Below are 20,122 nucleotides of genomic sequence, written 5' to 3' on the forward strand. Positions count from 1 at the left end.
GATGAAGTTTTCGGGCATAGGGAACTTGTACTGAGTTTAGCCGAAGTATAGGGCAGGGGAAAGGGAACTTGTACTGAGTTTAGCCGAAGTATAGGGCAGGGGAAGAAGTTATCACTGTTTAGTGTTCACTGATTTAATACCATTTCACGAAATTATTGATACAAATTACTTTTCTTACTCCCCCTGCCTCCTCTGCTTCCCCTGCCTCCCCTGCTTGCCCAAATGTATCAACTTTAAAGTGAAACGGTATAACTACCCATGAAGGAATGGAGTTTCCCGCTGCTTTCAATAAAAAAGTCCCCCAGTATTACTACCAGGGGTAAAAATATTCAATACATTTAGTTATTTGAAATATTAGCCAGCATTAGCTAACAATAACTCTCGTTTTTCTGAGCTTTGTATTCTCACTTGATTGTCATCATCAACATCAACAATAGCTGTATCGCCATCAATGATTTGCCCTGACAACATTGCTTCAGCCAGAGAATCTTCTAACAAGCGCATAATTGCCCGACGTAATGGTCTAGCACCATAACTTGGGCTATAGCCTTCTTGTACTACTAACTCTTTGAAGCGTTCTGTAACTTCTAAGATGATTCCTTTTTCCGTCAAGCGGCTAGAGACATCGCGGAGCATAATCTCAGCAATTTCTTTGACTTCATCTTTAGAAAGCTGAGTGAAGACGATAATATCATCAAGACGGTTAAGAAACTCAGGACGGAAGTAAGCTTTAAGTTCTTCATTGACGAGGTTACGAATACGGTTGTAACTAGCATCGGCTTGAGTTTCAAAGTCGAAGCCTAAACCGCCGCCACCTTTTTCAATTACCTTAGAACCAATGTTGGAAGTCAAGATAATCATTGTGTTCTTAAAGTCAACTTTCCGACCTTTAGCATCGGTGACGTGTCCATCATCCAACATTTGCAGCAACATGTTGAAGACATCGGGGTGTGCTTTTTCGATTTCGTCGAATAGCAGCACTGTGTATGGTCTACGTCGCACAGCTTCGGTTAGTTGTCCGCCTTCGTCATATCCGACGTAGCCAGGAGGTGAACCAATCAACTTGGAGACAGTATGGCTTTCCATGTATTCGGACATATCTAGCCGAATCATCGCTTCTTCAGCACCAAAGAAGTAAGCGGCTAATGCCTTCGCTAATTCTGTCTTACCAACTCCGGTGGGGCCTGAGAAGATAAAGCTGGCAATGGGGCGGTTGGGGTTCTTTAAGCCAACTCTGGCACGACGAATGGCACGAGAGACGGCTGTAACCGCTTGTTCTTGGCCAATTAACCGCTGATGCAATGTGTCTTCTAGATGTAACAGCAATTCTGACTCAGATTCAGTGAGTTTATTAACTGGTACACCAGTCCACGAAGCCACGATTTGAGCAATGTCTTCTTCGTCAACAACAGGTTTGTTGATAGTTTGCTCAGTTTGTTCGGCTTGCAGATCTGCTTCGAGTTTTAATTCTTCGTCACGCAGTTCTCCGGCTTTATCGAAATTTTGGAGTCTAACTGCTTCTTGCTTGGCTTTAGTAACACCAATCAACTGACGCTTCAGTTCTTTGTTGCTAGAAATCTGAGAGTTCCGCAAATGAACGCGAGAACCAGCTTCATCAATCAAATCGATTGCTTTATCTGGTAAAAAGCGATCGCTAATATAACGATCTGACAACTGCGCTGCTGCGACAACAGCCGCATCAGAAATTTCTACTTTGTGGTGCTGCTCGTAAGCTCCACGCAAACCGTAGAGAATATCGATAGTTTCCTCTACAGAAGGTTCACCAACCATAATCGGTTGGAAACGTCGCTCTAAAGCTGCATCACGCTCAATGTGCTGACGATATTCATCCAAGGTGGTAGCACCGATGCACTGGAGTTCACCTCTAGCCAAGGCAGGTTTAAGGATGTTAGCAGCATCTAAGCCGCCTTCTGTGCCACCAGCACCAACTAAGGTATGAATTTCATCAATTACTAGGATGATGTTGCCCGCCGAACGGACTTCTTCCACGATTTTCTTGATGCGTTCTTCAAAGTCGCCCCGGAAGCGAGTTCCTGAAACTAACGACCCCATATCCAGGCTGATGACTTGCTTATCTTGCAAAGTTTCCGGGACATCCTGATTAGCAATGCGTTGAGCTAGACCTTCTGCGATCGCAGTTTTACCAACTCCTGGTTCTCCAATCAATACTGGGTTATTCTTGGTGCGGCGACCAAGAATTTGGATAGCGCGCTCAATTTCTTTTTGACGACCAACTACAGGGTCAAGTTTACCTTCTTGGGCTAAATTGGTGAGATTTCTGCCAAATTCCTCTGTAGTTGATGCTTTGGTACGTCTTGGGCTGCTGTTACCACCTACAACCACTGTGGCATCATCACCTAAACGGCGAACTACAGCAGTGCGGACACTCTTAAGGTCAACCCCTAGATTTTGTAGCACTTTGGCGGCGACACCTTCACCAGCCTCGGTCAATCCCAAGAGTAAGTGTTCAGTGTTGATGTAGTTGTGACCAAGACTATTAGCTTCTCTAAATGATTGCTCAAATAGGCTTTTCACCTTGGGGGTAAAAGGAATTTCTGGTGGTACAAAACCAGAACCTCTACCGATAATTTTTTCGACTTCGCGACGTGCTTCTTTGAGAGTAACGCCCAAATCGTTCAGCACTTTAGCAGCAACCCCAGTTCCTTCTCCAATTAATCCCAGGAGAATTTGTTCAGTTCCTACAAAGTTGTGTCCTAGACGACGGGCTTCCTCCTGAGCTAGCATAATTACTTTAATTGCTTCGGAAGTGAAGTGTTCAAACATAGCGGGTTATTGCTCCCTTGCTGCTTGGACTTGGGTGAGTTAAGGTTCACCCTCATTTAAACTTTTTTGTATTTTCTTAGAAATAATGTATCTTTATTTAAAGTTGACTGGCAGTGGTGAGAGCCGTATGAGCTAAGGTGTGGTTGCCGTCATGACTCAATTATGGCGCTATAGACAAGTTTCTACCTCTGAATTTGGGATGAATTAACAACCTAGCCAAAGGTATAAAATATGACTGAACCGCACAGAAGTAAAGATCAACAACATCCACTTTACAACCGCGATCGCCCCTCTATTGATATTTTACTCGCTCAACAGCCGACAGAATATAATTTGGCGGAATTGGCTAGGCTACGAGTTCGCTATCAAGGCTTTCCAGGCGCGAGAGATATTCAAAAAGATTTAGACAAAGTCTTACAGCAATGGGGTTTAACGGAAGCCGAACTTTTTGAGAAAACGCGCCAACTCCATAGTATTGGGGGAATTTATCAAAGTCGAGGCAAAAAAGAAGAGCAAGATTGGAATTAATTGTTGGGCATGGGGCAGAAGAGGCAAGGGGGAACGGGGCAGGGTGCAGAGGGGATTAGAGAGAGAATACCTTGAATTTGTAATATAATCCTTCTTCCTACTACTTTGTCACATCAACTTTGCAAAGTTAATGTGAAAAAGTCCAGTTCTTTTCTCCCCCTGCTTCCCCTGCTTCCCCTGCCTGCCTCCACCTGTCATTTTTGGGTTGACAAACCACTACTCCCTGCTCCTCCACGTTTTCTGCGGTTTATTTTTTCGTTACTTATGCGTAAGTCATAACACAAAAAAATGTGCGAAATTTGATTTATATTTGCTATTTTATATATAATCTTTAGCTTTAAACACTATTAACAAAGCAGCCACTCGATTAGTTGCTATATATAGATAAAAATTTTGGATTTAGGCTTGTTAAGTACAAATAAAAAAAGGTTTGGCAGTGAGCCAAACCCTTCTATAAATCCAGTGCATAACAACATCCCGTATTAATTTACCTATTATTTGAGTGATTGGTCATCTTCCTTTAGGATGTGTCTAAATCTAATAAAAGCTGATAAAGAATAATTGCAGTATAATTAAATACATTTATTTAAAAACCATATATCACAATACCTTCGCTAAAGTGAAAAAAGCCCTGATTCGTAGATTGGGTTGAGGTACGAAACCCAACAAATACGTTGGGTTTTGCTTCGTTCAACCCAACCTATAAAAAAATGGCAAAGGTATTTATATCAAGAACTCTAGAAGCTCAAAGTGTTGCTGTAAGCACTATAATTTCCTATATCACAATAGTACTTCGGCTAGATAGACAAAATAAAAGACGGGTTTTATCCCGTCTAAATAGCTTGAAAGTGGCAATACACCTTTAAATCTCTTAAAAGAGGACGAATCAAATTTATAGGTTGGTAAGAAGAGCAGATCATAAAAACAATTATAATGGCGATTTATGTCGCACGAATTGTTTTAATTATGCTCAATCTTAGTAATTTTAACAAATATATCGTATAGACATTTTTAAAATCTGCCAAAATGCCAAAAATTTATAATAAAAAAGACGGGTTTAAATCCCGCCAAAAATATAGCAAGTAAAAACATCCTGGTAATCTTTGTAATATATCAAAATTAGTTTTTGACTGCTTGCCGTTTTGGCAAATAGTTACAAATACAACAAATGTTTTTACGTTCTAATTGGATTGTTGAAAAATGAAACCTATTTAAAGCATTAATTTTAGATACATAGAGGCGATTAAGAGGAATTGGCGAAAGAACCGTTCCCCTAGATTTTCACACCATCGCCTTCAGTATAAAAATCTTTTTGATTACATCTTCTACTACTTTATCTGGTGTAGAAGCGCCAGAAGTAATACCCACAACAATTTCGCCATTTGGCAACCAATTATCTGTAATCGCTAAATCACCGTTTAATTGCCGATGTTCAATAGATTTTTCTGATTTAATTCTCTCTACACTGTCGATGTGATATGAAGGAAGTTGACGTTCAGCAGCGATTTGTTGCAATTGAGTGGTATTTGATGAGTTAAACCCACCAATTACGATCATCAAATCCATATCATGCTGTACTAAATCCAACATGGCATCTTGTCGTTCTTGAGTCGCATCACAGATAGTATTAAAACTTTGGAAGTGCTGATTTAACTCAGTAGGCCCATACTTTTGCAGCATTGTATGCTCAAACAGCTTGCCAATCTGTTCAGTGTCACCTTTGAGCATTGTAGTTTGGTTAGCAATACCAACTCGCTCTAAATCTTTGTCTGGGTCGAATCCTGGGGAACAAGCTTTAGCAAATTTTTGCAGAAATTCATCACGGTTTCCACCATTGAGAATATAGTTAGCTACATAATTTGCTTCTGGCAAGTTTAGGACAATTAAATATTTGCCAGCAAAGGAACTAGTCGCAACAGTTTCTTCGTGCTTGTACTTTCCGTGAATAATTGAAGTGTAGTCACCTTTTTTGTGTTTTTCGACTGTATTCCAAACTTTAGATACCCAAGGACAAGTAGTATCGACAATTTTGCAGCCTTTATCGTTGAGTATCTGCATTTCTTGGACACTAGCGCCAAAAGCAGGTAAAACGACTACATCACCAGTTTCGACAACAGAAAAGTCTTTGTGTCCTGTCGCAACTGGGATAAATCCTACTTGCATCTCCTGCATTCTTTGATTTACAGAAGGATTATGAATGATTTCATTGGTAATCCAGATGCGTTCTGTGGGGAAGTGCTTGCGAGTTTCGTAGGCCATGGCCACAGCACGTTCTACGCCCCAACAAAAACCAAAAGCTTGGGCTAGCCGGATTGTGACATTACCTTGTTGCAAAGTGTAATTGCGATCGCGAATTTCTTGAATTAAGTTACTTTGATATTCAGATTGCAGTTGGGTGGCAATTTCTGCTTGATGCCCAAATCCCTTTCGATTGTAATTTTCTGAATGTTGGAGTGTGCGCTTAAAAGCTTTTGTATCCATATTGATGTTTTAATTTAAATCACTATTTTTCATTTTCTCATCTATTTCTGCAAGGAAGCTCATGGAAAAAAGACCACTAAAAGATCGCCACAACCGCCACAAAAGAGTACGTTTGTGTTTGTAACTTCCTGTTTGTGTGATGTGAAGTTTCCCGTTGCTTATTTAAACCGACAGAATTTGCGATCGCTATCGTTCTCTGGATATTGCCAAGAATAAGCAAAATGGCTCACTCCCTTCAGTTGGGGAGCAAATTTACGTAGGGCTTGCATTTGTGCTTCGAGGGATGGACGATTACTAACTGAGCCACCCCATTTACCAGCTAAAGCAGGAATTACTTGGGTATTTGATGGTGCTATGCTCAAAACCCTTTGCACTTGTTCTGTAATACAATTCACGTTATTGCAGGTTGCATAGGCCATAGGATGCCATTCCAAGTCAGTAGGAAACCTATCCCAAGGTTGCAAGCGTGAATCATAGCCTTGTCCTACTGTTTGATTGCCACCAGGAAAAAACACTACTCCCGATGAAATATTTAGCTGTTTAGCTGGGTAACTCGCTAAAGCTACAAAATCCAAGATACCTTGCATGGCGTGGGCAACTGCCAGCAACCACAATTCCGATTGTAAAAGTGGTTGTCTGTCTCTAGGAGAAAGAATTGACTTTTGCCTTGGTGGTAGAATGCGGCCTTGCCACATCGGCTCACCTTCTTGGGGATAAAGTTTATCAACTTGAGCTATATCTCCTGCGGTTACATATCCCTTACTTAAAAAACGCCGAATTAACTCCAGTCCTTTGTAGTTTTGTGCCCGGCGAAATAAAGCTTCTTGGGTGGACTGACTAAAGATCCATAGATCTGAAACTTTGGTGGCTATAGAATCACTTCCTGCTTGCCTGGGATAACGTACATAATCAAATAGCAAACCATCCGGGCGACGGCGTAATACTTCTTGTACCATCTGGAAGTAGTCACGTTTTGCTTGGGGATTATAAGGGTCAATAAATACTTGAGAGCCATTATCTACTACATATAAGCTTGTTTGACCTTTACCATTACGGGCGATCGCTCCTTCTCGATCTTGACGCTGAGCGTAGGTATAGCCAAAATTTGTAGTAAACATCCAGGAATAGACTTTTAAACCACGTTGATGTCCTTTTTGAATCGCTATGGCCAGGAGATCAACATTTTCTGAACCTGAAGTACGAATTACTGAAGGCCAAACCGTAGGGTTAGCTACTGCTGGTAATAATACCTGCCCGTCATAAAATACTTCTAAATAAACTTGGTTATAACCACGGTTAACAATCCGATCCATAATGTAGTCGAGTGTTCCCGGACGAATATCACAGGGATATAAGCGTAACCAGAGCGCTTGAGTTTGTGGCCAGGTACGACTACGACAACTCTGCAATTCTTGGGCGTGTTGTTGTACTAATTGCTGGTAGCGGTTTTGAGCATCTTGATTGCCTTTAAAAGCTGACAAACGTAAGTTTTCTTTAGCTTTTACTGCCGCTGTTGATAATTGGCAATACTTTGTTACTTGTGCCTGTGCTGGCTGACTCCCAAAGTTAGGAATCAAGAAACTACTGCTGAAAATGGCAGCGAACAGACGTTGACAAAATAATTTTGATTTTACAGAGTTCAAAGGACGGTTAGACATACCCATAAATAACAAGACAAATCAATTATCAACCCCAATTCCAAGACTGAAAGTGACATGTATCAAAAACTTATTCCAGAAATAGCGGTTTGAAGCTTACTTTTTTGAGACTCCTAAACTGCTATTTCTGTTGCCTAATTTTTTATTTAAAGTAACAGTAAATTTATTTGATGTAGCGGTTTTATATGGATGAGATATACCACTCTAGCTCCTAATCCCTAGTTCCTAGTACCGCAAGGCAAAATTAAAAATAAAAATTAAAAATGAACACAGAATGGGTAGTGGTCTGTCAACCCAAAAATGACAGGTGGAGGCAGGCAGAGGAAGCAGGGGAAGCAGGGGGAGAAAAGAACTGGACTTTTTCACATTAACCCAGCAAAATTATCTTGACAGAGTAGTAGTTTATTTTTGCTGAACTGTATTAGCCCCTTTTACTTACCAGAGTAGTCAAGAGTATAAAATTTTTAACTCTTGACTGATGACTCTGAAAATTAGATAGTGTGTAGTTAACCTCCACGCTTTAGTGCCGCTTCTACCTGTCTTAATTCCTGCTGTAGACGATTTTTCAGTTTTTCTGGGATGGGTCGATTTGGGTAAGAACTGTAGTGTCCTGCTAGAGAATTGAGGGCTGTTCGCATAGTTGTAAACGAACTTAGACCGGAGACAGAGTTAGTCCGCTGGTAACGAGCTGAAAAGTCATTAATTTTTTGACGTGTTTCTGCTTGAATTTCTGCTCTGTTTGGTGAATCTTCTGGTATTTCTAAGGCTTGTTTCATGATATTGACTACAGCCAAGGTGTCTTGGCGATAATCTCCTGTCAAATTATCCGGACTGCCATTACAACCCACTAAGCCGATGGCTAAAACCAAAACTAGGGCAAGCAGACGCGACCAATAGCGTTTCATATCCATTAATTTGCAACAATACGTAAATCAACGTCCATCCTATCCTGGAATGGTATCTTGGGGATCATATAGAAAGGATGAAAAACTATTGGGTATGGGGCATGGGGCATTGTTTCTCTGTTCAGTGTCTCTATAAAGGACGGATTACTATACTTAGTTCAGATTTTTTGATAGAGAGTATCTCTTTGTTGGTAAGGTCGTTTTAAAGAAGCGATCGCTGTTTGCAAAGTTTCCACTTCCATACAAGTACCACCAACAGCACCTGCCATTGTGGTAATGTGTTCTTCCATCAATGTGCCACCAAGATCATTACAACCCCAAGTTAAAGCTTCCGTCGCCCCAGTTAACCCCAGCTTTACCCAACTCGGCTGATGGTTAGGAATGTAATTTCCTAAAAAAATCCGTGCTACAGCCCCTAGTAATAGTGCATCAGTCAAAACTGGTTGATCGCGTCCGACTTTACGGCGTAAGGATTTAGGCGCTTCTTGTCCAACAAAAGGTAATAAAATAAACTCAGTAATAGAAGCCGGATATCTTTGATTAATGGTATTTTGTTGGAGTGATCGCAATTTTTCCAAATGTCCAATTTGCTGTTCTGGGGTTTCAATATGCCCTGATAGCATAGTGCTAGTAGTATATAAACCTAATTTATGAGCTGTGCTGACGATTTCTAACCAAGTAACTGTGTCAATCTTCTCTGGACATAGTACTCGTCGGACTTGATCATCTAATACTTCTGCTGCTGTTCCTGGCATTGAATTAACACCAGTATCTCGTAAAGCACTAATCACATCTGCATACTTAAGTCCGTCAATTCTGGCGATAAATTGAACTTCTTGGGGAGAGAAAGCATGTAAATGTATCTGGGGAAATTCCTGTTTGATGGTTTCTACCAACTTCAGGTAATATGACAAAGACTTACCGTTAATCTGCGCTTGGGGATTTAATCCTCCTTGCATACAGATTTCAGTTGCACCACGCTTAACTGCATCTTGGGATTTTTCTATAATTTGTGTCCAATCTAACCAGTAAGCCCCATCATCCCCATCATCCCGGCGGAAAGCACAAAAACTACAATGCTGCTCACAGATGTTAGTAAAGTTAATATTACGGTTAATAATGTAGGTGACAATATCACCTGCTTGAGCTTGACGGAGTTTATCAGCTGTAGCACGAATTGCAGCGATCGCCTCTGGCTGAGTTTGTTTTAACAATACCACTCCCTCAGCAGCAGATAAATCGTACCCCATCAGGGCGCGGTCAAGAATATGATCAACAGTTATGGTAGGCACAGTTTAACTTAGATATAAAACACTTATCTTAATTTTTGCATTAGATTTCTTGCATAAATACTTTTTAAAAGCTCACGCAAAGGCGCAAAGGCAAGGCAGCGCGTTGGGCGGGTTCCCCGACTTGTAGCGACTGCCGTGCAAAGGCACAAGTAAGAGTACTAAATAAGGTAGGAGGGTGTTAACTTAAGGCTGCATTCAAAACATCGCGGTGTATCAAAGCACGATCTACTAAAACCTGAATTTGCTCAGAAGATAACGGATCACCGTTAGCATAATGCTCCATCCAAGTCAAACTAATTAAATTGGGGTCATCAGGTAAACTTGCCAAATCCCACCCCGGCATTTCCAAGTCTTCCATGAGACGATTGACTTTAGGATCGTAACTGAGAGCAAAGCAGCGACAGCCTTCCGCAGCCGCCATGATCAAACTGTGCAGGCGCATTCCAATTGCCATTTCAACGCCTTTGAACACACCTTTTAAAAGTTGCGGATCTGACAAAGATAAAATTCGACTGACATCTCGAAGATGTGGTTGAATTGCTTCGGCAATACTTAAATCTTCACTTTTCTGAAATGGCAACAACAAAATAAAAGCCTGTGTAGCTTTTTGAAAATCAACCAAAGCACGAGTGATATTTGCCAAACGTGCTTGCGTCAATTGGGGATGCGATCGCAATGTTACAGCTACTCTCGGAGCAGGTAAATCCCAAAGTCCTGGCACTGGTTGACTCTCCAATGCCCAAACCGGATCAGGTGCAAGGGTATAGGGAATTTGCCAATCAGTTAATAAACTAGCACTAGCGCGATCGCGGACACTAACTTTGGTACAATTACTAAAGGTTTGCCGTGCCAAAACGCGAGTTTGCGATCGCACCAAAGGGCCAATACCTTGCGCCCAAGCCACAGTTTTTAGATTCATTGCTTGAGCCAATGCCATCAGACCCCCATAATAAAATGGGCTAATAGTACTAGTAACATCTTGAATTAAACTGCCACCGCCCCAAATTAAAGCATCACAAGAACGTAAAACTTGCAAAACAGCTAAGGGAGCCATCCGATTATAAGTTTCCACACCATAGCGATCGCGAGTTTCTTCTGGATTGCCAGAAAGCACCACAGGCGTTACATGAGATGGTAGCATTTGCAAAAGCGTCGCCAATAAAGCTTCGTCACCACCATTACCTTTACCGTAATACCCAGACAATAACGCCCGCATCTTTGCCATTTCTGATTATTAACTTTTATTTATATAGTTAATGACATATCCGCCATCCTACCAACAAAAAATGAATTTTCTTATGGAAAGATAGGGAGACAACTGACCACTGACAACTAACAACTGACAAATATGCACGCCCTTTCGATTCCCACCTGGATTATTCATATTTCTAGCGTTATTGAGTGGATTGCCGCTATTTGGTTAATCTGGACTTACGGCGAACTAACTAATAACCGCGCTTGGTGGGGATTATCCCTTGCCATGTTACCAGCTTTAGTCAGCGCTATGTGTGCCTGTACTTGGCATTATTTCGACAATGCCGAATCTTTAGAATGGCTGGTAACGCTTCAAGCTAGCATGACTTTAGTTGGTAATTTTACGCTTTGGGCGGCGGCGTTTTTGATCTGGCGTTCCACCAAGTCGTTTAACCCTGCGAATAACCCTGTTGAGTCAAAACCTATTAAATCAGAGCAATGATTTCTAAAGAAACCCTGTTTGCCCTTTCTTTATTTCCCTATTTGGGTTTCTTGTGGTTTCTCAGCCGCAGTCAGCAAATGCCACGTTTAGCGCTTTATGGATTTTACGGCACTCTGGTATTTGTTGGGATCACTATCCCGGCGGGAATTTATGCCCAAATCCATTATGGCGAGTCTTTAGCAAATGTAGATTGGCTCCACGGGGGTGCAGAAGTATTTTTGACGCTTTCTAACATTTTGGTTGTGTTGGGTTTTAGACAAGCTGTAAAGCAACTCAAAATGAAAGAGAACAGGGAAAGCTAGTAGTGTGTCAAGAAATAATTAACGAATAGATTTGCTGTAAAGACGGCGATTTATCGCGTCTATCCAACTTTGAACGCATTCAGATAAGAGGGACTAAAGGAAATGGATGTAATTCCGGCTATTGATTTATTAGGAGGTCGCTGTGTGCGACTATATCAGGGAGACTATGAGCGATCGCAAGTTTTTAGTGAAAACCCTGTGGACGTTGCCAAACAATGGCTTGATCAAGGTGCTACTAGATTACACATAGTTGATTTAGATGGTGCAAAAGCAGGTAAAGTCGTAAACTTAGAAGCAATTGCAGCGATCGCTCAAGCAGTATCAGTACCCATTGAAATCGGTGGGGGATTGCGCGATCGCAATAGCGTACAGCAAGTATTTAACTTGGGCGTACAGTGGGCAATTCTCGGAACTATTGCCGTAGAACAACCCCAGTTAGTACAAGAACTCTGCCAAGAATTTCCTAGCAAGATTATTATCGGCATTGATGCCCGTAATGGATTAGTGGCGACTCGTGGCTGGTTAGAAACCTCGGAAGTTTTAGCAACCCAGTTGGCCGTACAAATGCAAGAATTTGGTGCAGCCGCAATTATTTATACAGATATCCACAGAGATGGTACTCTTTCAGGACCTAATTTAGCAGCTTTGCGAGAACTCGCTGGGGCAATTTCCATCCCCGTAATTGCTTCTGGTGGAGTTAGTTCTGTTACCGATTTATTGAGTCTGTTGGCATTAGAACCACAAGGTGTCACTGGTGTAATTGTCGGTCGTGCTTTGTATACTGGTGATATTTCCCTCACCGAAGCATTGCGAGCGATTGGCCCAGGACGGATTCAAGACATTCCACCAAATCTAGATTTTTCCGCCTTTGCTTAAAGAACTGCCAAACACAGCGATACTGTGTAGTTCATTGCATAAAATTTGATTGATTAACTCCTTGAGTTTGGACTAATCTGCATTTAGCAGGAATGAAGAGAAGGCAAAAGAAAGTTACCCAGCTTTGTTAGAGGCTGAGTTAAGTGGAATCGTTAAAAAAGAAGCAGAAACTAAGCAGCAGTTAGATTAGCGTTCTTAAGTGATTCTTCGGTTTTAGGTTTTTTAGATGCGTGTTTTTTGACAGTGAGATAACGGGGACGTTGAGGTGGCTGATGCCCTTGGGCACGCCCAGGTGATAACCCTTGAGTTTTCGGGGGTTGAGCAGGAGTGCCAATAGTGGCTAAAATTAGAGGAAAGGCTTGTGCTACACGTCCTGGAGACAGTTTATCCTGAGTCGATTGCCAGGGCAAGGGGGAATCAATACAGGCAACTCTTGCGAACCAGAGTTGCCAAGTTAGCAGGGGCATCAAGTCACTCCATCGCTCTGCGGCCCGAGTAGAACTCAATTGAGGCTGTGTCCAATATAACCTCTGCTTGGCAAATCGATACCAATGCTCTAAAGCAAAGCGGCATAGGTATTTTTGCCAGAGATTCTCTAATGGAGGCATTGTCTGACCCAACCAAGCTAGCCATAAAGGTTGAAACTTCCGATTACGTCCTACTGGTTGGAGTACCTCGACGCGAATGATTTCCATTGCCCGGTTTGGGGACTGAAGGAAATGAAATCCACTCCAACGCATTACTTTCACTCGACCAACTTTCGGGTCTTCAACTTCCAGAGTTTCAGTTGCCTCTGGCCAAGTTTGGGGGTCATTGAGCTTAAACTTGTGACCATGTTTACATGGTGCGCCTCGTCCTTTATAAGTACCGGGTGTACCCCATACACATCGGTTAGATGCTAAACGCAACAATAGGTCTGCGTTAATCTCCTCCGTGGCTTGGACAAATTTGGCGTTGCCGTAGCCTCGGTCATAAGCTGCAAGTGGTCTAGTGCCTAACTCACGGGTGACAAGTTTTAGTTGGAATGCGGCTTTACTCGTTGGCGTTTCAAAGGTGGTTATCCGTTCATGTTTCAACGGTAATGCCCAACTCCCATCCGCCTCTGGTATCCACGCTAACGTACTGTAACTTTGTCCGATGCCTATGCTCCCCCCTCTATCCCCATGAAAAGTTCTTTCTTTTAGTGTCTTCGCTTCTGGTCTTGCCCAAAAGCTATGATCTCCTGCTAGAAATGGCTGTTCATCCGTCTCTACCTCCTGTACCAGTAGCTTCATCAGCAACATTTTCGGTGGACGACTATCATGTAGTGCTGCATAAATGCTCGACCATTGCCGTCGAAATACTGGGCTTTGTGACAAGCTTACAAATGATGGGATACTCGGACTTGTCAATACTGCATCCATCAATTCAAATACTGCATCTTTGGCCTTCCCCAAACTATCGTAGATACCTTGGCGGAATTTTTCTAGTTGTGTCAGGATCATCACGTCAATGATTTATTGATTACTTTCATTGACTTTACGGCAGTCAGTGTTACTGCTGACTGCTTTTCTCTAGCTTTTTAGTCCAAACTCCAGTAACTCATCAAAAGGCGATCGCGTTACCCACTTCTTCTCTTTCAGAGACGCTGACGCGAACAAAAAGTGTCCGTAATAGTACTTCGGCTACGCCCTTCTCCTGTCAAAGACGCTACGCATTAAGCGTAACTATGCCGCAGGCTTGACGACTGCGCTCAGCAACCAATGCTCAGGCTAAACTCAGGACAAGCTCAGTAACCATCGCCCCGTCGCCGTCAGGTGTCAGTAGTCAGCGATGCACTGAGTTTCGACTACTTCGGGTTTGCCCTTCGACTACGTTCAGGCTAAACTCAACTACCGCTAACCGAAGTATAGTAAGTAGCAAAAATAACTGACTACTAATAGTCTGTCAACCCAAAAATGACAGGTGGAGGCAGGCAGGGGGAGAAAAGAACTGGACTTTTTCACATTAACTTTGCAAAGTTGCTGTGACAGAGTACTAGGGATAAAATCCCAACTTGGGCAACCCTAAAGTCTCATCCCAGCCCATCATCAGGTTCAAACATTGAATTGCTTGACCTGCCTGTCCTTTAATCAGGTTATCAATTGCTGACATGACAATCACTCGGCCAGTGCGGGGGTCAACTTCTAAGCCGATATAACAAAGATTGCTGCCATTAGCCCATTTGGTTTGGGGATAAACACCGCTATCACAAATTTTGATCCAAGGACAGTTGCGGTAGAAGGCTGTATAAATTGTAATTAAGTCATCTCTGACTAATCCGGGATCGCGCAATGTGGCATATACAGTTGCCAAAATTCCCCGTACCATTGGGATCAGGTGGGGTGTAAATTGGATTGTGACTTCGTGACCTGCCAAATCACTGCAAATTTGCTCAATTTCTGGAGTATGACGGTGACGGGTAACGTTATGTGGAGTTAATGAGTTATCTGCTTCAGCTAGCAATAAGTTGACTTTCGCTTGCCGTCCGCCAGTAGATGTACCAGATTTGGCATCAACAATGGCAGTTTCTGGCACAATTAAGCCTTGCTTAAAAAGTGGCGATAGTGCTAGTAAACTGGCAGTAGGATAGCAACCAGGACAACCAACAATTTGGGCTTCGGCAATGCGATCGCGATAAAGTTCTGGTAATCCATATACTGCTGTGGCCACAGTTGAGCGATCGCTTCTCTCTACACCATACCAAGTAGTATAAGTTGCCAAATTACTAAATCGATAATCTGCACTTAAATCCAGTACTTTACATCCTTTTTCCACCAGTATTGGGGCAGTTTGACAGGCCAGACCATCTGGTAAAGAAAGAAACACCACTTCACACCGATGAGCGATCATTTCTGGCTCTACAGTTTCTATTGGCAAGTTCACTGCATGAGCCAAATGCGGGTAGAGATCCCCAAAGGATTTTCCAGCACTACTCTCACCGCCTAAATAAACTAGCTCGACTTCTGGATGTTCCATTAGTAACCGCACTAGCTGCACTCCGCCATAGCCTGACGCGCCAACAATCCCAACGGGTACGCGTCTAAAATTGCCCATGATTATGAAATCCTTATCCGCTGTTGGTTAAATTCGTTACTAGTCATCAACTTATCCACTACTAGAAGCAAGGCGTAAAAAACACTATCTCAACAAGCCAAAGTTTTAGCTCTACACTTGGGTCGCAGCAAGATTCACACTTTCACTGTCGTTGCATTGTAGTACTAAACCCCAATTTTAGCGGCAGAAATTTTGCCATGTTATCAAATCATTGCTAGTCTACTTCTCTGCCATATAAACGAGCTACAATCTAAAAGGAGAAATTGTTAAAAAAATTTACTTTTGGTAGCTGGAAATCCTCTGTGTCAAAGTCTAAGCCTACACGGCAGTCTGATACTACTCCCCTCAACAAGGAAGATTCTATTAAGTCTCCCTCGGAAAAAACCTCCACAGGAACAGATTCTCTAATCGGGGAAAACATTGATAGTGCTGCCTCTTCAACCCCAGCCTTTGAATTTGATTCGATTGATGCTGCTTTGGCTGATTTAAAAGCAGGTCGCGTCGTTGTGGTAGTAGACGACGAAAATAGAGAAAACGAAGGCGATTTAATTTGTGCTGCTCAATTTGCTACACCTGACATGATTAACTTTATGGCAGTGGAAGCACGAGGGCTAATTTGTCTAGCGATGATGGGCGATCGTTTGGATGAATTAGACTTACCATTAATGGTCAGCAACATTACAGATACTAACCAAACTGCTTTTACTGTTAGTATTGATGCCGGGCCACAATTAGGTGTGACTACAGGTATCTCAGCAGAAGACCGCGCCCGTACTATCCAAGTTGCTCTCAACCCAGGCACAAAACCGACAGACTTACGTCGTCCTGGGCATATTTTTCCCATTCGAGCCAAAGAAGGAGGCGTACTCAAACGAGCAGGACATACAGAAGCAGCTGTGGACTTAGCTCGATTGGCCGGGCTATATCCATCTGGGGTAATTTGTGAAATTCAAAACCCTGATGGTTCAATGGCGCGCTTGCAGCAGTTATTTGATTATGCAAGACATCACAATTTAAAAATTATCAGTATTGCCGATTTGATCAGTTATCGCCTCAAGCACGATCGCTTAGTGTATCGTGAGGTTGTTACTAAATTGCCTAGTCAGTTCGGTCAATTTGAAATTTACGCCTATCGTCACACATTAGATAACACTGAACATGTTGCCATTGTCAAGGGCGATCCGGCTCACTTTAAAGATGAGCCAGTGATGGTGAGGATGCATTCAGAATGTTTAACTGGTGATGCTTTAGGTTCTTTACGCTGCGACTGTCGAATGCAGTTACAAGCAGCGCTAAAAATGATTGAGACTGCCGGTCAAGGTGTAGTGGTTTACCTCCGGCAAGAAGGACGAGGCATCGGTTTAATTAACAAGTTAAAAGCCTATTCCTTGCAAGATATGGGACTAGATACAGTAGAAGCGAATGAACGCTTAGGATTTCCCGCCGATTTGCGAGATTACGGCATGGGAGCGCAAATGTTGATGGATTTGGGCGTTAAAAAGATTCGTCTGATTACTAATAACCCCCGCAAAATCGCCGGAGTCAAAGGTTATGGCTTAGAAGTAGTTGATCGCGTACCATTGTTAATTGAGTCAAATGACTACAATTCTTATTACTTAGCCACAAAAGCGAAAAAGCTGGGTCACATGCTGTTACAGACTTATCTGGTGACAGTGGCAATTAATTGGCAAGATGACCCAGAAGCAGTAACAGAACGCTATGAACGTTTAGAAAAATTGCGGCATTTAGCAAAAAACCATCATTTATTGTTGCAAGAAGAAGCGCGTCCTTTGGGTCTGGCTTTATTTGATGAGCCATCCTTAACAGTGCATTTAGGTTTTGATCAACCAAAAGTTGCTGCTTGTGATTGGTATCGCCAAAGTGGTCATCCTTACTTACAAGCAATATTCCAAATTTTGGATCATCTCGCAACTGTACCTTACATTCAGAAACTAGAATTTCTAATTTCTCCTGGTAATGATCCCTTAACTAATTTGCAAGTTCAACTAGATCGGCAGACAATACCGAAAGGTCAATTGCCTTCTTCTTTAAATGGTAGTCTGGAAACGCAGAAAATTTATAGTTTGAGTCGGGAACTGGGGTAATTGGGTTGGTTTAGAACTCCTAAATTAAGAGTTATTTTGCGTAATTCCTGATTCGGTAACATGGAAATACTTTACAGGTGAAAAGCTATGTTAGAAACTACTCTAGCTACACCAGATATTCAACTCCCTCCTACCCAAGCACAATTGCCATTCGATGACGGTATCCCGATGGAAAGCGCCAGGCATAAAGCCCAGATGGACTTGCTAATTAATGGCTTAATTCCCTGGTTGGAACAACGAGAAGATGGGTATGTAGGCGGCAATATGTTTGTCTACTACAGTTTGGCGCAGGTGCGAAACAAAGATTTTAAAGGGCCAGACTTTTTTGCTGTGCTGGGAGTCCCAAAAGGAGAACGTCGCAGTTGGGTAGTTTGGGAAGAAGAAAAAGCGCCAGATGTAGTCATTGAGTTATTGTCTGATAGTACTGCTGCCGTAGATAAGAATGAAAAAAAGCTGATTTATCAAAATCAAATGCGCGTACCTGAATATTTTTGGTATGACCCCTTTAACCCTGATAATTTCGCTGGTTTTGCGATTCAGCAAAGCGAATATCAACCAATTGCAGCAAATACTCAAAATCAGTTAGTCAGTAAATCTTTAGGGTTAGCATTGCAGCTTTGGCAAGGAAATTATCAAGGTATTGATGCAACTTGGTTACGCTGGGCTAACTTGAGAGGGGAAGTATTACCCACGCCTGAAGAAAAACAAAACCAGCGTGCCGAACAAGAACGCCAGCGCGCTGAGCAAGAACGCCAGCGCGCCGAACAAGAACGCCAGCGCGCAGATCAGGCAGAGTCACAATTACTACAAACTGCCCGTAATTTACTTAAGACTGGGATGACAGTAGAACAAGTAACTAAGTTGACAGGTTTGTCTGCATCTGCAATAGAAAAATAGGCGTTGCTGATTAATGGGATGAATTTTGTTTCGCGCATAGACGCGGTAGCGGCTACTCTTACGAGAACGCCTAATACCGTTTCACTTTAAAGTTGATACATTTTGGCAAGCAGGGGAAGCAGGGGAGGCAGAGGAGGCAGGGGAAGCAGAGGAGGCAGGGGGCAGGGGAAGCAGAGGAGGCAGGGGGCAGGGGGAGTAAGAAAAGTAATTTGTATCAATAATTTCGTGAAATGGTATTAGGCGTTCTCGCGGGGTAGGTGCAAAGGTGCAAAAAATCTAGGTTTACTATTGGTGAACAAGCTCAATTCATCCCGCATTTATACAACGCCGAAAAATAAATAGTAGAGATGCAGTACGGCGCGTCTCTATTATTTATTGGCTCTATATACGGGATTTAGCTGACGAAAAGTATCTAATAAAGTCAAGAATTTATCAAAATCAAAACTTATAGGGTCAACTTTTTGACCAGAACGGTCTACTGCTTTGTGGGTGGTGATGCGATCGCTTGGTACTTGACTTTGAGCAATTAACCATGCTAAAGAATAATACTGCGCCTCTGTATAACCACTATGGATTTGTTGGTTCTCTCCACGACCATCTAGCGGCGTTTCTAAAGAAACATGGTAGGCAAAGTTATTTACAGACGATGGTAAATCAGGATTAGTCTTGACTGTTTCCGCCCCCTCAATACCATCAAACACTGAGTTAGCAGCGCCAAAAGCTCGTTTGTCTGGAGGGACTAAGTAAACAACCGTCCCATCTAATTTGATTAAGGCGTGGTAACTTGCTTGCACATTTTCATCTTCATGAGGTATTTGAAAAAAGTTAACAGCACTAGAGGCAGAATAACCAGTTTCATGAAGAACAACAATCGGTTGATTGTTGAGAGTTACACCATTAACGTCTTTGGCGTACCTTTCACCATAATTACTGGGGTTTACTGAGGCAATTTCATACCGTGGTCTATACTGTACAAAAGCTTGGGTCGTTTTGTACCTGACAGCAGCTTTATTCGTCTTAAGTTGAGATTTGGGCAAATCTGGAGATTTTTCGGCTTGATTTTTTGCTGATTGTAATTTTACTTGGGGATATTCACTCCCGGCTGTAGTAATCTCTTGATTTGATGGCGTTATTGTATTACTTTGTGATTGGGATATTTTTCCAACTAAAATTGCCACGCTTAAAGCAGTAAACATTAGAGAAATTAGTAGCACCCTAGTCGCCCAGTCTCTAAACCGCATTTTTCTCAGTATTTGGGGTAACAGCTAAAAATAATTAGATTATTTTAATAATAGTCAAAAATAGCCTTAAAATGCTCCTTTAAAATGCTGAAATATTAGGCATTCTTTTTCAATCTTTATCTTTCTACAGAGCTATTTAAATAATATGTTTGTTTTTCTATAATGAGGCATTTTGTCAATATCAATAGAGCGAAAAAAAAGACATAGATAGGGAGAGGTCGTAAGGTATAAAAAAACTCCATCCAAAAGGGGATGAAGTTT

Annotated in this window: 15 protein-coding genes; 6 read left to right on the forward strand and 9 right to left on the reverse strand. The window is 42.2% G+C overall.

Going from position 1 to position 20,122, the window contains the following annotated elements; translation table 11 throughout:
* Nucleotides 1-354: 354 nt before the first annotated feature.
* Complete coding sequence (locus QI031_RS24060) at nucleotides 355-2,805, reverse strand: ATP-dependent Clp protease ATP-binding subunit (protein WP_281482123.1); 2,451 nt, start codon at nucleotides 2,803-2,805, stop codon at nucleotides 355-357.
* 231 nt (nucleotides 2,806-3,036) lie between these two features.
* Here QI031_RS24060 and QI031_RS24065 point away from each other — a divergent pair, with 231 nt between their 5' ends.
* A complete protein-coding gene (locus tag QI031_RS24065; RefSeq protein ID WP_281482124.1) occupies nucleotides 3,037-3,333 on the forward strand; it encodes a DUF3288 family protein in 297 nt (98 codons plus the stop codon).
* A gap of 1,281 nt (nucleotides 3,334-4,614) precedes the next feature.
* Here the strand turns inward: QI031_RS24065 and QI031_RS24070 are convergent.
* The 5 genes from QI031_RS24070 to csaB all read right to left on the reverse strand — a co-directional run bounded on the left by QI031_RS24070 (nucleotide 4,615) and on the right by csaB (nucleotide 10,885).
* Complete coding sequence (locus tag QI031_RS24070; RefSeq protein ID WP_281482125.1) at nucleotides 4,615-5,814, reverse strand: 4-hydroxy-3-methylbut-2-enyl diphosphate reductase; 1,200 nt, start codon at nucleotides 5,812-5,814, stop codon at nucleotides 4,615-4,617.
* 158 nt (nucleotides 5,815-5,972) lie between these two features.
* The gene (locus tag QI031_RS24075) at nucleotides 5,973-7,472 is read right to left on the reverse strand and encodes a family 10 glycosylhydrolase (protein ID WP_281482126.1); all 1,500 of its coding nucleotides are present in this window, start codon (nucleotides 7,470-7,472) and stop codon (nucleotides 5,973-5,975) included.
* Nucleotides 7,473-7,978: 506 nt separating this feature from the next.
* On the reverse strand, nucleotides 7,979-8,377 hold the full coding sequence (psb27, locus tag QI031_RS24080) for a photosystem II protein Psb27 (protein ID WP_281482127.1): 399 nt from the start codon (nucleotides 8,375-8,377) through the stop codon (nucleotides 7,979-7,981).
* Between the two features lie 158 nt (nucleotides 8,378-8,535).
* Nucleotides 8,536-9,669, reverse strand: coding sequence for a 7,8-didemethyl-8-hydroxy-5-deazariboflavin synthase subunit CofH (gene cofH, locus QI031_RS24085; protein ID WP_281482128.1), 1,134 nt, complete (start codon nucleotides 9,667-9,669; stop codon nucleotides 8,536-8,538).
* Nucleotides 9,670-9,847: 178 nt separating this feature from the next.
* Nucleotides 9,848-10,885 (reverse strand): polysaccharide pyruvyl transferase CsaB, encoded by a 1,038-nt coding sequence (gene csaB, locus QI031_RS24090; protein WP_281486109.1) that lies wholly within the window; start codon nucleotides 10,883-10,885, stop codon nucleotides 9,848-9,850.
* A gap of 132 nt (nucleotides 10,886-11,017) precedes the next feature.
* On the opposite strand from csaB, the gene QI031_RS24095 reads away from it, so the two are divergent.
* From QI031_RS24095 to hisA, 3 genes are all read left to right on the forward strand, one after another.
* On the forward strand, nucleotides 11,018-11,365 hold the full coding sequence (locus tag QI031_RS24095; RefSeq protein ID WP_281482129.1) for a DUF2499 domain-containing protein: 348 nt from the start codon (nucleotides 11,018-11,020) through the stop codon (nucleotides 11,363-11,365).
* A complete protein-coding gene (locus QI031_RS24100; RefSeq protein ID WP_281482130.1) occupies nucleotides 11,362-11,667 on the forward strand; it encodes a DUF3593 domain-containing protein in 306 nt (101 codons plus the stop codon). The genes QI031_RS24095 and QI031_RS24100 overlap by 4 nt, the downstream gene beginning before the upstream one ends.
* Before the next feature lie 102 nt (nucleotides 11,668-11,769).
* Nucleotides 11,770-12,543 carry a 1-(5-phosphoribosyl)-5-[(5-phosphoribosylamino)methylideneamino]imidazole-4-carboxamide isomerase gene (gene hisA, locus QI031_RS24105; RefSeq protein WP_281482131.1) on the forward strand — a complete coding sequence of 258 codons (774 nt, stop codon included), beginning with the start codon at nucleotides 11,770-11,772 and terminating at the stop codon, nucleotides 12,541-12,543.
* A gap of 170 nt (nucleotides 12,544-12,713) precedes the next feature.
* On the opposite strand, the gene QI031_RS24110 is transcribed toward hisA, so the two are convergent.
* Nucleotides 12,714-14,027: an NF041680 family putative transposase gene (locus QI031_RS24110; RefSeq protein ID WP_281481499.1), complete on the reverse strand. Its 1,314-nt coding sequence runs from the start codon at nucleotides 14,025-14,027 to the stop codon at nucleotides 12,714-12,716.
* Between the two features lie 532 nt (nucleotides 14,028-14,559).
* Complete coding sequence (gene argC / locus QI031_RS24115; protein ID WP_281482132.1) at nucleotides 14,560-15,618, reverse strand: N-acetyl-gamma-glutamyl-phosphate reductase; 1,059 nt, start codon at nucleotides 15,616-15,618, stop codon at nucleotides 14,560-14,562.
* Nucleotides 15,619-16,037: 419 nt separating this feature from the next.
* On the opposite strand from argC, the gene ribBA reads away from it, so the two are divergent.
* A complete protein-coding gene (ribBA, locus tag QI031_RS24120) occupies nucleotides 16,038-17,723 on the forward strand; it encodes a bifunctional 3,4-dihydroxy-2-butanone-4-phosphate synthase/GTP cyclohydrolase II (RefSeq protein WP_425526041.1) in 1,686 nt (561 codons plus the stop codon).
* An 87-nt stretch (nucleotides 17,724-17,810) separates the two neighbouring features.
* A complete protein-coding gene (locus tag QI031_RS24125; RefSeq protein WP_281482134.1) occupies nucleotides 17,811-18,620 on the forward strand; it encodes a Uma2 family endonuclease in 810 nt (269 codons plus the stop codon).
* Between the two features lie 368 nt (nucleotides 18,621-18,988).
* On the opposite strand, the gene QI031_RS24130 is transcribed toward QI031_RS24125, so the two are convergent.
* A complete protein-coding gene (locus QI031_RS24130; RefSeq protein ID WP_281482135.1) occupies nucleotides 18,989-19,861 on the reverse strand; it encodes a peptidoglycan recognition protein family protein in 873 nt (290 codons plus the stop codon).
* Nucleotides 19,862-20,122 lie beyond the last annotated feature (261 nt).

Origin of the sequence: Halotia branconii CENA392 (assembly GCF_029953635.1) — a bacterium.
Taxonomy (GTDB): Bacteria; Cyanobacteriota; Cyanobacteriia; order Cyanobacteriales; family Nostocaceae; genus Halotia; species Halotia branconii.

What these genes read in the sequence shown, in the direction of transcription:
- argC (WP_281482132.1), bottom strand. Translation starts at nt 15,618, where the DNA reads ATGGGCAATTTTAGACGCGTACCCGTTGGGATTGTTGGCGCGTCAGGC.
- QI031_RS24125 (WP_281482134.1), top strand. Translation starts at nt 17,811, where the DNA reads ATGTTAGAAACTACTCTAGCTACACCAGATATTCAACTCCCTCCTACC.
- QI031_RS24130 (WP_281482135.1), bottom strand. Translation starts at nt 19,861, where the DNA reads ATGCGGTTTAGAGACTGGGCGACTAGGGTGCTACTAATTTCTCTAATG.
- QI031_RS24100 (WP_281482130.1), top strand. Translation starts at nt 11,362, where the DNA reads ATGATTTCTAAAGAAACCCTGTTTGCCCTTTCTTTATTTCCCTATTTG.
- QI031_RS24075 (WP_281482126.1), bottom strand. Translation starts at nt 7,472, where the DNA reads ATGTCTAACCGTCCTTTGAACTCTGTAAAATCAAAATTATTTTGTCAA.
- csaB (WP_281486109.1), bottom strand. Translation starts at nt 10,885, where the DNA reads ATGCGGGCGTTATTGTCTGGGTATTACGGTAAAGGTAATGGTGGTGAC.
- QI031_RS24060 (WP_281482123.1), bottom strand. Translation starts at nt 2,805, where the DNA reads ATGTTTGAACACTTCACTTCCGAAGCAATTAAAGTAATTATGCTAGCT.
- hisA (WP_281482131.1), top strand. Translation starts at nt 11,770, where the DNA reads ATGGATGTAATTCCGGCTATTGATTTATTAGGAGGTCGCTGTGTGCGA.
- QI031_RS24110 (WP_281481499.1), bottom strand. Translation starts at nt 14,027, where the DNA reads ATGATCCTGACACAACTAGAAAAATTCCGCCAAGGTATCTACGATAGT.
- QI031_RS24095 (WP_281482129.1), top strand. Translation starts at nt 11,018, where the DNA reads ATGCACGCCCTTTCGATTCCCACCTGGATTATTCATATTTCTAGCGTT.
- QI031_RS24065 (WP_281482124.1), top strand. Translation starts at nt 3,037, where the DNA reads ATGACTGAACCGCACAGAAGTAAAGATCAACAACATCCACTTTACAAC.
- psb27 (WP_281482127.1), bottom strand. Translation starts at nt 8,377, where the DNA reads ATGAAACGCTATTGGTCGCGTCTGCTTGCCCTAGTTTTGGTTTTAGCC.
- QI031_RS24070 (WP_281482125.1), bottom strand. Translation starts at nt 5,814, where the DNA reads ATGGATACAAAAGCTTTTAAGCGCACACTCCAACATTCAGAAAATTAC.